Annotated in this window: 10 protein-coding genes; 6 read left to right on the top strand and 4 right to left on the bottom strand. The window is 60.9% G+C overall.

Annotated features, from left to right (window positions below; translation table 11 throughout):
* The first annotated feature begins 69 nt into the window (after positions 1-69).
* Both HNQ65_RS16030 and HNQ65_RS16025 read left to right on the top strand, forming a co-directional pair.
* The gene (locus HNQ65_RS16030; protein WP_184340690.1) at positions 70-1293 is read left to right on the top strand and encodes an adenylate/guanylate cyclase domain-containing protein; all 1224 of its coding nucleotides are present in this window, start codon (positions 70-72) and stop codon (positions 1291-1293) included.
* Positions 1294-1441: 148 nt separating this feature from the next.
* The gene (locus tag HNQ65_RS16025) at positions 1442-3061 is read left to right on the top strand and encodes an excinuclease ABC subunit UvrC (RefSeq protein WP_246438325.1); all 1620 of its coding nucleotides are present in this window, start codon (positions 1442-1444) and stop codon (positions 3059-3061) included.
* Between the two features lie 27 nt (positions 3062-3088).
* Here HNQ65_RS16025 and HNQ65_RS16020 read toward each other — a convergent pair whose 3' ends face one another.
* Together HNQ65_RS16020 and HNQ65_RS16015 are read right to left on the bottom strand one after the other, a co-directional pair.
* The gene (locus HNQ65_RS16020; protein WP_184340688.1) at positions 3089-3463 is read right to left on the bottom strand and encodes a DUF2237 family protein; all 375 of its coding nucleotides are present in this window, start codon (positions 3461-3463) and stop codon (positions 3089-3091) included.
* A 45-nt stretch (positions 3464-3508) separates the two neighbouring features.
* Positions 3509-4729 (bottom strand): polysaccharide lyase 6 family protein, encoded by a 1221-nt coding sequence (locus HNQ65_RS16015; RefSeq protein WP_184340686.1) that lies wholly within the window; start codon positions 4727-4729, stop codon positions 3509-3511.
* A 109-nt stretch (positions 4730-4838) separates the two neighbouring features.
* On the opposite strand from HNQ65_RS16015, the gene HNQ65_RS16010 reads away from it, so the two are divergent.
* Positions 4839-5210, top strand: coding sequence for a VOC family protein (locus HNQ65_RS16010; protein ID WP_184340684.1), 372 nt, complete (start codon positions 4839-4841; stop codon positions 5208-5210).
* 21 nt (positions 5211-5231) lie between these two features.
* A complete protein-coding gene (locus HNQ65_RS16005) occupies positions 5232-6008 on the top strand; it encodes a hypothetical protein (RefSeq protein ID WP_184340682.1) in 777 nt (258 codons plus the stop codon).
* Between the two features lie 23 nt (positions 6009-6031).
* On the opposite strand, the gene HNQ65_RS16000 is transcribed toward HNQ65_RS16005, so the two are convergent.
* Positions 6032-7681: a UxaA family hydrolase gene (locus HNQ65_RS16000; protein WP_184340680.1), complete on the bottom strand. Its 1650-nt coding sequence runs from the start codon at positions 7679-7681 to the stop codon at positions 6032-6034.
* A gap of 91 nt (positions 7682-7772) precedes the next feature.
* Here HNQ65_RS16000 and HNQ65_RS15995 point away from each other — a divergent pair, with 91 nt between their 5' ends.
* Both HNQ65_RS15995 and HNQ65_RS15990 read left to right on the top strand, forming a co-directional pair.
* A complete protein-coding gene (locus HNQ65_RS15995) occupies positions 7773-9536 on the top strand; it encodes an ATP-binding cassette domain-containing protein (RefSeq protein WP_184340678.1) in 1764 nt (587 codons plus the stop codon).
* Between the two features lie 113 nt (positions 9537-9649).
* On the top strand, positions 9650-10129 hold the full coding sequence (locus HNQ65_RS15990; protein WP_184340676.1) for a glycine cleavage system protein H: 480 nt from the start codon (positions 9650-9652) through the stop codon (positions 10127-10129).
* A 277-nt stretch (positions 10130-10406) separates the two neighbouring features.
* On the opposite strand, the gene HNQ65_RS15985 is transcribed toward HNQ65_RS15990, so the two are convergent.
* On the bottom strand, positions 10407-12488 hold the full coding sequence (locus tag HNQ65_RS15985; RefSeq protein WP_184340674.1) for an FAD-dependent oxidoreductase: 2082 nt from the start codon (positions 12486-12488) through the stop codon (positions 10407-10409).
* Positions 12489-12619 lie beyond the last annotated feature (131 nt).

Here is a 12619-nt window from a genome sequence, read left to right as displayed (position 1 = left end):
TAAGCTTGCTCGCCACTTCCTCTCCCTTATTCAGTTTGCCTCCGTCATCGACTGGCTCAGATATGGCTCTTGAGGGTTTTCAAACACGGCCTAGGAGCGATCCTCTTTGGCCTGCCGCTGCAAGTGCTGGCGGAAAAGGTGCTGTACGAGCAGACCAAACACTCCGACCTCGGCGAGATCATGAGTGGTGTGTGGGTGGAGGACGGGCTGGTGAGCACCACCATCCCCAAGGAGGAGCGCGAGATCGTGGCTGCACACATCGCCGACTCCATTCACCACACGCACAAGCCCCAGCGCGGCATGACGGTGAGCATCCACGGGGCGCGCCACCAGATCTACTACCGGGTGCTGAACCCCGGCTCCCCCTTCCCGCTGGCAGCGCAGGTGAATCTCTACCCGCTCACGGCCATGGACAAGGAGCTGGCGGATCTGCGCTGGGATGTGGGCGTGCTGGGAGTCATCTCCCTGGTCATTGCGCTGATCGCAGTTCTTTACATCTCGCGCGGGCTCTCCGGCCCGATCAGCGAGATCGCCCAGGGCACGCATGAGATCGAGCATGGAAACTATGACGTGCGTGTGCCCGTGCGCCGCCGCGATGAGCTGGGCCGACTGGCTTCCGCCTTTAATGAAATGGCCGCAGGACTGGCCCTGCAGGAGAAGTACCGCAGCGTGCTCAATGCCGTGGCGGACCGCACGGTGGCGGAGCAGCTGATCACCCAGAGCGGCACGCTCGGAGGAGAGCTGCGCCATGTGACCATGCTCTTTTGCGACATCCGCGGCTTTACTGCCATCACGGAAAACATGCCGCCGGCCGATGTGATCGACCTGCTGAATGAACACATGACCGCGCTCACGGACGTGGCCTACCGGCATGGTGGCATCGTGGACAAATTTGTGGGGGATCTGATCATGGTGCTCTTTGGCGCACCGCTCAGCACCGGAGAGGATGCCATGCGCGCCGTGCAGTGCGCGCAGGACATGCTGCGCGTGCGGCGGGAGCTTAATGACGTCTCCCGCCACTCTCTGGAAGTCGGCATCGGCCTGGCCACCGGTTCCGTGGTGGCTGGCTGCATGGGCTCTGACCAGCGCCTGAGCTACACGGTGCTGGGCCACCGCGTGAACCTGGCCTCACGCCTGTGCAGCATCGCGCAGGCCGGGGAGATCATCATGGATGAGGAGACCTACACCGACTCCAAGTCCATCATCCACGCCGAGCCCATGCCGCCCATGCAGCTCAAAGGCATCTCCGAGCCAGTACATCCGTGGCGTGTGGCACAGCCCCGTGCGGCCTAGGGCAAGCAAAAAGCGTATGCTCAAAGCAGGGCTGATTTGCCAGGGCGGGCAGGATCTGGGATGATGGGCGGCGCTGACCTGCCGCCCTTCAGTTCTCATTCCGCTATCCCGGCGCCGTCTGCATTCGTTTATTCTTTCCTGCTCCTAGATGCCCCCACCCATTCCAAGGCCCAATCTCATCGCCAAACTCCGCGACGTGCCCCACGTGCCCGGTGTGTACATCATGCGCGACCGGCTGGGCACCGTCATCTATGTGGGCAAGGCACGGGACCTGCGCAAACGGCTGGCGAATTACTTCACCCCGGCGCGCTCGCGCATGGCCGACCGCAAGACGCGCGCCCTAATCGCCAGCATCTGGGACTTTGACCTGCATGAGGTGCGCAACAACACCGAGGCCCTGCTGCTGGAAGGCAAGCTGATCAAGGAATTCCGGCCGCGGTACAATGTGACCTTCCGCGATGACAAGCGCTACATGCTCGTGCGCGTGCACTTTGGCGATGCCATTCCACGCCTCTCCACCACGCGGCTGAAGAAGGACGACGGCGCGCGGTACTTTGGCCCCTTCCCCCACGGCATGGCGCTGCGCACCACGCTGAACTGGTTGAACAAGAAATTCGGCCTCCGCGTGTGCCGCCCGCTACGCCCAGGAGAGGCGGACTACAAACACTGCTCCAACGACATCATCAAAAACTGCTCCGCGCCCTGCATCCTGCGGATCTCGCTGGAGGAGTACCGCCAGCGCATGGAGCAGGCCTGCGAGTTTCTGGAAGGAAAATCCAAGGACCTCGTGACCGCGCTGGAGGAGGAGATGCAGCATGCCGCCGCCAAGCTGGACTTTGAAAAAGCCGCCGAGTTGCGAGACATGATCGAGGACTTCCGCAAGACGCTCATCCCCTCCCGCACCTTTGAGCGCGGCGCTCGTGCGCGGGTCGTGCGCACCATCGACCCGATGGCGGATGTGCAGGAGCTGAAGGAACTGCTGCACCTGGAAAAGCCGCCGCTCGTGATGGAGTGCTTTGACATTGCCAACATCGGCACCGCGCACTGCGTGGCCAGTATGGTGCGCTTTAAAAACGGCGTGCCGGACAACTCCAACTACCGCCGCTACCGCATCAAGTCCGTCTCAGGACAAAACGACTTCATCAGCATGGCGGAAGTCATCCGCCGCCGCTTTTCGCGCATCCTCCTGCTAGGCCGCAAGGCTGCTGGCGCGGATGCTGATTTTTCACAGGAGTCTCCGCTGGAGGCCATGCGTCGGCTGGAAAATGACGAAGCCTTTGCAGAAGAGGGAGACAGAGAATCGGAAGCCTCGGAGCGCACGCCCACCTTCATCCGCCTGCCGGATCTCGTCATCGTGGACGGTGGCAAAGGCCAGCTGGGCATGGCTGTAGCGGAGCTGCAAAAGCTGGGCCTGCATGAGCTGCCCATCATCGGCCTGGCCAAGGAAAACGAAGAAGTGTACCGTCCTGGCGAGAGCCATCCCGTCATCATCCCGCACGAGCGCGGTGCGCTGAAGCTGCTGCAGCGCATTCGTGATGAGGCGCACCGCTGGGCCAACGGCTACCACCAGCTGCTGCTGGGACGCCGTGTGGCCGAGAGCATTTTGGATGACTGCCCGGGCATCAGCAAGACACGCAAGGCGGCGCTGCTCAAGGCCTTTGGCTCCGTGGCCCGCCTGCGCAAAGCCACCGTGGAGCAGATCGCCAAAGTGCCCGGCATCAGCAGCACGCTGGCGCAACAGGTGATCGATTTCCTCGCGAGTCGGTGAGCGCGCATCCGCGCGATACGCTATTCATCATTCCGGCCCTGGATCATCCAGCGCATGTGCGCGCAGATCTTCCAGGTCCACCCACTCCAGGGCGGACTCGTGTGTGGCGGAGAGACAAACTGGCGGCGCGACGCCGGCGGCGAGGGCCTCCGCCCAGCGTGAGACACACAGGCACCAGCGGTCGCCGGGCTTGAGCCCAGGAAAGTCCCATTCCGGCGCGGGTGTGATCAGGTCATTTCCCCGCATCATGGAGAAATGCAGAAACTGAGCCGTGGCCTCGATGCACACGGTGTGCAGGCCCACATCTCCGGGACCGGTGCGGCAGTAGCCATCGCGATAAAAGCCGGTCATCGGTTTGCGACAGCAGCAGGTGAGAGGTTTGCCGAGGACGTTGGTACGCATGAGGAGAGGGAAGCAGGCAGAAATGGAAACAAGAACTCCGGGCAGCTACTTCCATGCCGGACCGGCGGCTTCAGCCTGAAAAGGCAGCCCGGGCTTTGCGATCTCTTTGCCGGTCTTGTTGTCTTTCATGGTCACGCCATCCACGGCGCATTTGATCTCAAAGGCCTCGCCTTTCGTGGTCTGGATGGTGTTGCCGCTGATCACTGTCTCCAGAGGAGGCAGTACGGCTTTTTTGTCCCCCTCCTGACCGATGAGGATGTTGTGTGCGCAGTTTACAAAGGTGTTGCCGGTCACCTTGGCGCGCTTCACCTGGAAGTAGCCGCTGGGCACGGAGTCCGGAATGCCGAGCATGAAGCACATGGCGCTGCGCTCTTTGTCTCCGGCGAGATCTTCAAAGTAGTTGCCGGTGACGATGTGGTCCTCGCCGATCACGCGCACACCACCGCTGCCCTTGGCTTTGCCGCCGAGAAAGACGTTCTTCTCCACGGTGCAGCCATTGCCATGACGCAGGGTCAGCGTGCCGGAGACGGACTTGAAAGTGTTGTAGCGGTAGAGGTTGCCGCAGGATTTGTTGGAGATGCACTCGGCCTCGCCATCGCACTGCTCAAAGAGGTTTTGCTCGACCACGCAGGAGGCGGTCTGCATGGAGGTCTTGCTGTCGCCCAGGCGGATGGTTTCGCCGCCGTTTTGGCCGAGGCGGGGGCGGGGACCGAAGTGATTGTGATCGATCTGGTGCCTGCCTTGATCCTTGGCTTCGTTTGAGAGCCAGACGACGAGGGTCGTACCCTGCGTGGTCTTGCCGGCGATGTAGCAGTGGTCCACGCGATTGCGTGCGCCGTAGATGGAGACGAACTGTGAGGACTTTGTGGAGGTGAGCTGGGTGTCGTTGGTGACGGCGCAGTTGGTGATGCGGGAGTCAGAGGCGAGCTGCTTGGAGTCCTTGCGCAGCTCGATGACCTGCTCGCCCGTAGGGTTTTGAAACCACAGACCATCCACGACGATGTGGGAGCCGCCGACGGAGAGGCGGGAATCTCCGGTGAAGATGACCCTGCCCGCTGTCTGCGCCTTGATCGTGACAGGCTTTTGCGCAGTGCCCTCGGCCACCAACTTCAGCCGCGCATCTGCCCAAGTGCCCTCTTTTAAGATCAGTGTATCCCCAGCCTGCACCGACTTGGCGGCAGATTCAAAGGCAGCGGCATCAGCCACAGGGATGTCGCGGGCAAGAGCTGGAAGAGAAAAAATAAAGGCTAGAAGGACGCGGCGCATGGCGACCGGATTAAGGATGACACCCCAACCGGCGGCAAGCTTGATTTCCACCCGCATGTCACAAGCATGCCATTTGCTTTCTTCCAAGCTGACTGACATCCTCCCACCCATGAAGCCCAATCTCGTCTGGTTCGACATCCCGGCCACCGACCTTGCACGTGCCATCCGTTTCTACTCCGCCGTGCTGGGCCGGGAGCTGAAGGAGGAAAGCTTTGGCGGGGTGCCCACGGCGATGCTGCCGACGGCGGATGGAGGGCAGCAGGGCTGCGTGGTGGTGGTGAAGGATTTCAAACCCTCCGCCGACGGCATCATGATCTACTTCGACGTCAACGGTCGGCTGAGAGAAGCCGTGGCAGCGGTGCGCGCGAATGGTGGAACGGTGCAGACGGATGTGCACTCGATCGGGGAATATGGATTTCGTGCTGAGGTGCTGGATTCGGAGGGGAACTGCATTGCGCTGCATTCAGAGACGGAGGGGTGAGCCAAGGAAGATTATTTCATCATGCATCAACTTAACAAACCCAGCCCATTTTGGTCCGCATGCGCCCGGGCCACAGACTTTGAATTGTGCAACGCCATCGCGGCCGCAATCGAAACAAAATATGGATCAGCGGGTGAGATGAGCACCGTTGAAAAGATGCCATTGCATGAACGCATTCCCTTTCTTATCTGGTACGGCTCAGGCTTTGCCGAAAAAGAAGGCCTACTTCGCTTGTTGGAGCTCCCATTTGACCGATCAGGGTGGGCCGATGCCTATGAGCTGATTGAACATCCAGGCATTTCAGAGTCCCTCCGCTCTCTGATTGGTAAGATCAGATGCTCTTCCGCTGCGTACGATGAGGTGAAAAAGGACCTTCGAGATTACCCTGATGAAATTGAAAACACTGAAACCTTACTATCCAACGCTTCATCGGAAGTTCTTGAGTCTCTTGCTCGGTATATTAGACGGCAAATCGAGTGCTACCAGCACCTGGACCTTGGGCTGGATATGAATTCAGTGAGTGGCCCCAAGAATCTAGGATATCTAAGTTCGGCTCATTCTTGGACACAAGACTTCGCGAGAAAGCACGATGATCTCATTCCTACATTGGAAGAACTGCTCGCCCATTGCATGCACTATGGGGTCAAGTCTGTAGGACAGACTGATTATATCATACCTCTAAGTGGAAAGCTTTCGCAGCAGAATGCCAATGAAACTCTGATTGCCTTACGCCGTCCGATATTCGGCCAGAAATATTGTATCACTGTTGCCGGAGTCATCCGCCATATTACGGCATAGCGTCTAATCTGAGTAGCACGGCCTCACAAACTCACCCCTCTTTTCCACGGCAGAAAGTCATCCTGCCCCAGCGCGACTGCCTTTGGCGTGTACTCACCGCTCGCTGTCGCGATGACGAGTTCCAGCATTTCCTCGCCCATTTGTTCAACGGATTTTTCTCCGGTGATGATGGGACCGGTGTCGAAGTCGATGATGTCGGGCATGCGCTTCGCGAGATCGCTGTTGGTGGAGATTTTGAGGGTGGGGCAGACGGGGTTGCCGGTGGGAGTGCCGAGGCCGGTGGTGAAGAGCATCATGTTGCAGCCGCCACCAGCCAAGGCGGTGGTGCTTTCGACGTCATTGCCAGGGGTGCAGTAGAGCGTGAGGCCGCCGCGCTGGCGGATGGGCTCGGCGTAGTCCAGCACGTCCACAATGGGGCTGGTGCCGCCTTTTTTGGCTGCGCCGGCGGACTTGATGCCATCGGTGATGAGGCCGTCGCGGATATTTCCCGGGCTAGGGTTGGCATCGAAGCCTGAGCCGCAGGCCTGCGCCGCGCCTTCATATGCGCGCATGAGGCCCACAAATTTTTCTGCGAGCGCGGCGGTCACGCAGCGGTCGCTGAGGCTCTGCTCCACACCGCAGAGTTCGGGAAATTCGCTCAGCACCGGCGCGCCGCCGAGAGCGGCGAGGAGATCGGCGGTGTGGCCGATGGCGGGATTGGCTGAGATGCCGGAGAAGCCATCACTGCCACCGCATTCCACGGCCATGATGAGATCGCTCAGCGGGCAGGGCTCCCGCGTCTGCTCATTGGCGGCAGCCAGATGCACAAAGGTGTCGCGGATGGCGTCGGCCATCATGTCGCGCTCGGATTTGCATTTCTGCTGCTCGTAGATGAGCAGCGGCTTTTCCAGCTTCGGATAGAGCGCGGCCATCTCGCTCTCCAGCAGGCTGACCTGCGCATGCTGGCAGCCGAGGCTGAGGATGGTGGCACCGGCCACATTGGAGCTGTGGATGTAACCGGCGAGGAGGCGGCAGAGGGCCTGGGCATCCTGCCGCGTGCCGCCACAGCCGAGGCCGTGCTCCAGAAACTTCACGCCGTCGATGTTTTTGAAAACGCGCGCCTCAGCGGCGGACTTTTCCTCCTCCAGCAGGGCGGGATCCATCTGCGCCTTGGTGGCACCGGCGCGGTGCATCTCCACCAGTCGCTGAGCGAAGCGCTCGTAAGACGACGTCTTGCCGTAGCCGAGGCTTCGGGTCAGGGCCTCGCGCATGAAGGCGAGGTTGCGGTTTTCGCAGAACACTAAGGGGATGACGAGCCAGTAGTTGGCCGTTCCGGCGGGGCCCACGCTACGCTTGAAGCCCTGAAAGCTGCGCCCCTGCCACTTGGAGACATCCGGCGGCGTCCACACATAGTCGCGCTGCTTGCCGCTGAAGGCGGAGGTGGCATGCACCACATTGTGCGTGTGGATGAGAGCCCCCTCGGCGATGGGCTGAGTGGCCCGGCCGACTGTGACGCCGTACATGGTGACCAGATCCCCCACGGCAAAGTCATGCGCGGCAAATTTTTGCTTGGCGGGAATTTTTTCCCGCAGCGTCCAGCTACGGCCGTTCAGAGAGGGAGCGGAGCCTGCGGCGAGATCTGAAAGCGCGACGATAGCGTCGTCAGCAGGGTGGACTTGGAGAATGGTGGCCATGGTTTCGGTGCCATTAAAAGCAGGCCGGGGTAAAGGGAAGGCTGAATTTTGAACTTTCCTCCACCTGCCAGACCGGCTTAGTTCGGCTGATATGCTCGAAATCAACAATCTCTCCTATGTGGTTCCCGGAAAGAACAAGGAGCCTCTCCGTGTGCTGGAGCAGGTCAGCTTCTCCGCGCCGGGCGGCCATGTGCTGGCATTGATCGGGCCTTCCGGCAGCGGCAAGACCTCCCTGCTGCGCATCCTGGCAGGACTCATCGAGCCCGAGGCCGGCACCCTCTCCCTGCGTGGCAGCGATTTCCTCAAGCAGCCGCTGCACCCCAACCAACTCGGCTGGGTGCCCGCCGGAGACGACGGCCTGATCGAGCACCTCACCGTGCGGGAAAACCTCTCCAGCGCGGCCATGCTGCGTGGAGCAGGCAGCACGCGTGACGAGGTAATCTCGCGCGTCTCCCATGTGCTGGTGACGGTGGGGCTGGAAAACATCGCCACAGAGCGAACCTCCGCCCTGGCCCTGCCACAGCGCCGCCGGCTCAAGCTGGGACTGGCGCTGGTGGCAGATCCGTTGCTGGTGCTGTGCGATGACTTCACCGTAGGACTGGATGTGCGCAGCGAGCGTGAATTTGAAGCACTGCTCAAGCTGGTGGCCGCAGACCGCCCGGACCGCATCGTCATTCACGCCACTGACTCCCTGGCCAACCTCGGCGCGTATGACACCGTGGTGGTGATGAACGAAGGCTACGTGGCCTTTCACGGCCCTGCGCGCGCCGTGCCTCACTACTTCTCCGTACCTACCTACGACGAGGTCTATGCCCGTCTGGCCAAGCGCCCCGCCCAGCGCTGGGGTGACTCCTGGATGAAGCACCGCGAGGCCTACTACGCCGCCTTCAAGCTCGGTGGCAGCGCCGCTGAAAAACTCTCTGCCGGCGACGAAGATCCCGGAGAGGAAGAGCGCACCCTTCTCATGCAGAAGGAGGATGGCTCTGAGGAGCCCGAGTCCCGCAAAACCACCGTGGACGAGACGCGCCCCACCCTTCCGCTGCCCGGCCTTTTCAGCCAAGTGCAGCATCTGGTAAAGCGCCGCTGGTCACTGCTGCGCCGCACGCCCAAGGACTGGATCACCCACGTGTCCCTGCTGGTGGGCGCGCCTGCCCTGGCCGCACTGCTGCTGCTGCCCAACCTGAAAGCGCTGAAGGAAGTGCGTAGCGGAACCTCCGCCGCGGACACGCTCTGGCCCGCCTCCCACACTGCCTCCATGATCGTGCTCATCCAGATCCTGCTGGTGCTCTTCATGGCCCTGCGCCTGGGAGCACGTGAGATCTCCGAGCGACGCGCCATCTATGAGCGCGAGCGCATCGGCGGCGTGCGCCCCTTTGCCTGGCTGCTGGGCTCCCTGCTCTTCATGCTGCCCATCGTTCTGGTGCAAAGCATCTGGATGGAGATGTTTCTCGACATCGTCTCAGGCGGCCTCCCGGGGGCCGGCCTGCCCAAGCTAGTGCTGCCCGCGCTCTCTGGTGCGGCCTTTGCCGCCGTCTGCCTGGGCATCTCCGCCAGCGCCAACAGCAAGGAAAGCGCCCACAGCATCTCCCTGACCGTGCTCTTTGCTAATGTGATCCTCTGTGGCGGCCTGCTCGGGCTCCCGCAGGTGCTGGGGCACATCGTGCACCCCTTTGTGACCGCCCATTACGGCTGGTCTGGCATCATCGACTCGATGGAGAAGACCGCCTTCTTCTCCCCCATCGACAAACTGACGCGCACATGGTTTGCAGCCCCAAACATCGCCATGACCATGCTGGGAGTGCACCTGCTCGTGGGCGTGGTGCTGACTTATGTGGGTCTGCGCCAGCGCAAGTAGGAGCGGTGGCTGCGCCGTCAAAAAAGATCAGGAAGCAGAGGCCTCGGGAAGCGTAGTCTCCGAACGTCTTTCCTCCAGATCTTCTGCCCACCTTCAGACCTCCGATTTCCCCCATGCCGCTCAACTTCGTCCGTTTCAAGCACGCTCGTTTTTCCGCACGCTTTCCAGACACCTTCCGCTATTCACGCTCGCACTACTGGATGGCTCCGGTGGAAGGTCAGCCGGGAGTGTGGCGCGTGGGCTTCACCAAATTCGCCACCCGCATGCTGGGTGAGCTCGTCGATTGCGAATGGAAGCCCGGAGACGGAGCCAAGGTGACACCCGGCGACAACATCGGCTGGGTGGAAGGCTTCAAGGCAGCATCCGACGTTTATTGCGTGATGAACGGTGCCTTCGCCGGTGGCAATCCCGAGCTGAAAGTGGATGCCTGCATCGTCCGCAGCGATCCCTACGAGCAGGGCTGGCTCTACGCCGTGCGCGGCGAACCGGAACCTGAGAGCATGGATGTGCAAGGCTACATCGACCTCCTCAGTGCCACCATCCAGCGCATGGCGGAGGAAGGACATGGAGAAGAGGGCGCTGCGGAAGAGTAATGCCGCCTGCGGCGCGGACCTGTCCCTGACTCAGGCAAGAATTCAGGTAGTGGTACGAGCCGAAGGAGGGGAATCATCTTGATCCCCCCACCTGCAGCGGGTTCGCGGATGTGCGATGGTGTTGGACGATGCAGAAGGCTCGGCTTTGTGGAGACGCAAAAGCTCTGGGCGATGCGTGAGCGTGTGGGATCGGGACGATCCCTCTACGCCAGAGCATTGGGTGGCCGCATGGGATGCACGCTTCCCCCATGAGACCCGTTGCAAGCTGTGCGTGGTATTACTTTTCCATCACCCACTGCGCCGCATCAATGATGACGTGGCCCTTGGTGCCTTCATTACGGATCTCAACCCATCCGGCTTTTCCTTTCTCAAAAGAGAATGTTCCCAGCGGCAGCAGCACGTCTCTTTCAGGGGCTTTCTTCTTCTGATCCACGATCACCGTCTTTTCTCCGCCTGCGAAATGAACCACCACAGGCACCTTGTCCGCGCGGTTGGCCAGCGCGGTGTAGGTGATGGCCACGCGGTATTTCCCAGCTGAAGGCAGATCCGGAGTGAAGCGCGCTTTCTGCTCTCCTTTGGCAGTGTCTCCATCATGGCGGTAGCCCTGGCCCACAAAGCCCGGCGTGGTGTGGCCTTCGGAGGTGAAGCCGGTCAGCTCAGCTTCGCTGTCATCCACCACGATGCCGCCCAGCTTTTCCTTGCTGATGGAGACGTGCTCCGGCACGGGCGGTGATTCAAAGTCGAGCACCTGCCCATCCGCCAGCATCTTCTCCTTCAGCTTGGCGTAGTCGATCTGCTGCAGCGCCTTGCCGCTCTCAATCGCGATCACCGCCGCCGTAGCCGCGCTCTGGCCCATGACCATGAACACAGGCTCCATGCGGATGCTGCCGTACGCAATGTGCGTGGCGCTGAGGCAAACAGGCACCAACAGGTTGGTGCACTCCTCAGCCTTCGGCGTGATGCTGCGATAGCTGATCGGGTACGGACGCGTGCCGATCTGGATGTCCCCCTCATTGCGCACGAAGCCTTCCTTGGTGATGTAGCGCTGCACGTTGTGCGAGTCCATGTTGTAGGCACCCATGCCCACGCTGTCCTCCACGATCTCGCGGCGCTTGCAGTTCTTCTCGCTCATCACATAGCCGCCGATCATGCGGCGCGCTTCACGCACGTAGAGCTGGCGCGGCCAGTTGTCGTTGTCCTTAAACTCATCCTTCGCCAATCCCAGCTTTTGATAGGCGGCGCGGATCTTTTCCGGCACGCGGGGGTGGTGCGCATAGGTCCACATCAGGCCCTTCTGCCAGTCCTCATGTGCTTTCCAGATCTTGGCGCGCGTCTCGTAATCGGCGTCTGGATACTCAAAGTTCTGACCGATGAAGTCCGTGCTGACGGCAAAGTTGTTGTTCGTGTCCGTCTTGCGGTTTGGCATCCAGGTGGGGGCCCAGGAGATGCGCTCGTCTCCGGCCTCCACATTGCGCAGCGCCAGTTCAAACCACTTCTCGTCATAATTCGCAGGCTTCTCCCAGGCGCGGCGGTTTTCCGGCACATCGGTGGTGCACATGCGGAAGTTGTAGGCCTGAAGCTTGCGGTCGCCGCTTTCATCTTCGCCGATGTCGCCGGGATCAATGCCAGGCAGCACACCGCTCTTTGGATCACCGGGTTTCACATAAGGGTCCACATTTTTGATGAACTGATGGTGGATGGTTTTGACCTTCTGCACGCCGTTGATCGTCTCGCCAAACTGCGCATTTGCCTCGCGGCCCACGGCATAGCTCACACCCGCCTTTGCCATCAAGTCACCCTCATAGGTGGCGTCGATGAACATCTTCCCTTCAAAGGCGCGACCGCTTTCCATGATGATCTTTGTGATCTGGGTGCCCTGTTTGACCACGCCTTTTTTGAGGTCCAGTCGCTCGCTGAAGACCACCTTCACCTTGTCCTTCACCGTGGCCAGCATCGCGTCATAGATCTCCGTGGCCGCATGCGGCTCAAAGGTCCACATCGTGTCTTCCGTGCCAGTGTTGCCATGCTGCTTTTTGGCGAAGTACTCCGTGCGCGTCTGGTGCTGCCACTTTGCCGCGTCGTTGTAATACTTGAACACATTCGCGTAAAACTCCCGCGACATGCCGCCGATGGCCTTCTTGTTGCCGATGTCTGTCGCCCCGAGCCCGCCCGTGGTCAGGCCGCCGAGAAACTTGGTCGGTTCAATCAGCACCGCTGTCTTGCCCATGCGCGCTGCCTGGATTGCCGCCGTGATGCCGCCTGAGGAGCCGCCGTACACTACGATGTCATACGAATCTGCCGCCCCGAGCGGGGCAAAGGCGGCCAGGGTGGAAATCAGGAGGGCTGGGAAGAGCTTCATGGTGGCGCGCATCCAGCCGCAGACGCAGCTCTTTTGCAACTGTGGCGATACTTTAGACCGGGCTGTGCAAAAAATAATCGAATACTCTGCAGCGGCGGGCGTCAGACTGCAGGACAAGATTCACCTCACCA

Origin of the sequence: Prosthecobacter vanneervenii, assembly GCF_014203095.1 — a bacterium.
Taxonomy (GTDB): domain Bacteria; phylum Verrucomicrobiota; class Verrucomicrobiia; order Verrucomicrobiales; family Verrucomicrobiaceae; genus Prosthecobacter; species Prosthecobacter vanneervenii.
This window is presented reverse-complemented; position numbering and strand designations above follow the sequence as displayed.

Excerpts from the sequence above, each read along its gene's own strand:
- HNQ65_RS16025 (WP_246438325.1), top strand. The coding sequence starts at position 1,442 with ATGCCCCCACCCATTCCAAGGCCCAATCTCATCGCCAAACTCCGCGAC.
- HNQ65_RS16020 (WP_184340688.1), bottom strand. The coding sequence starts at position 3,463 with ATGCGTACCAACGTCCTCGGCAAACCTCTCACCTGCTGCTGTCGCAAA.
- HNQ65_RS16015 (WP_184340686.1), bottom strand. The coding sequence starts at position 4,729 with ATGCGCCGCGTCCTTCTAGCCTTTATTTTTTCTCTTCCAGCTCTTGCC.
- HNQ65_RS16010 (WP_184340684.1), top strand. The coding sequence starts at position 4,839 with ATGAAGCCCAATCTCGTCTGGTTCGACATCCCGGCCACCGACCTTGCA.
- HNQ65_RS16005 (WP_184340682.1), top strand. The coding sequence starts at position 5,232 with ATGCATCAACTTAACAAACCCAGCCCATTTTGGTCCGCATGCGCCCGG.
- HNQ65_RS16000 (WP_184340680.1), bottom strand. The coding sequence starts at position 7,681 with ATGGCCACCATTCTCCAAGTCCACCCTGCTGACGACGCTATCGTCGCG.
- HNQ65_RS15995 (WP_184340678.1), top strand. The coding sequence starts at position 7,773 with ATGCTCGAAATCAACAATCTCTCCTATGTGGTTCCCGGAAAGAACAAG.
- HNQ65_RS15990 (WP_184340676.1), top strand. The coding sequence starts at position 9,650 with ATGCCGCTCAACTTCGTCCGTTTCAAGCACGCTCGTTTTTCCGCACGC.
- HNQ65_RS15985 (WP_184340674.1), bottom strand. The coding sequence starts at position 12,488 with ATGAAGCTCTTCCCAGCCCTCCTGATTTCCACCCTGGCCGCCTTTGCC.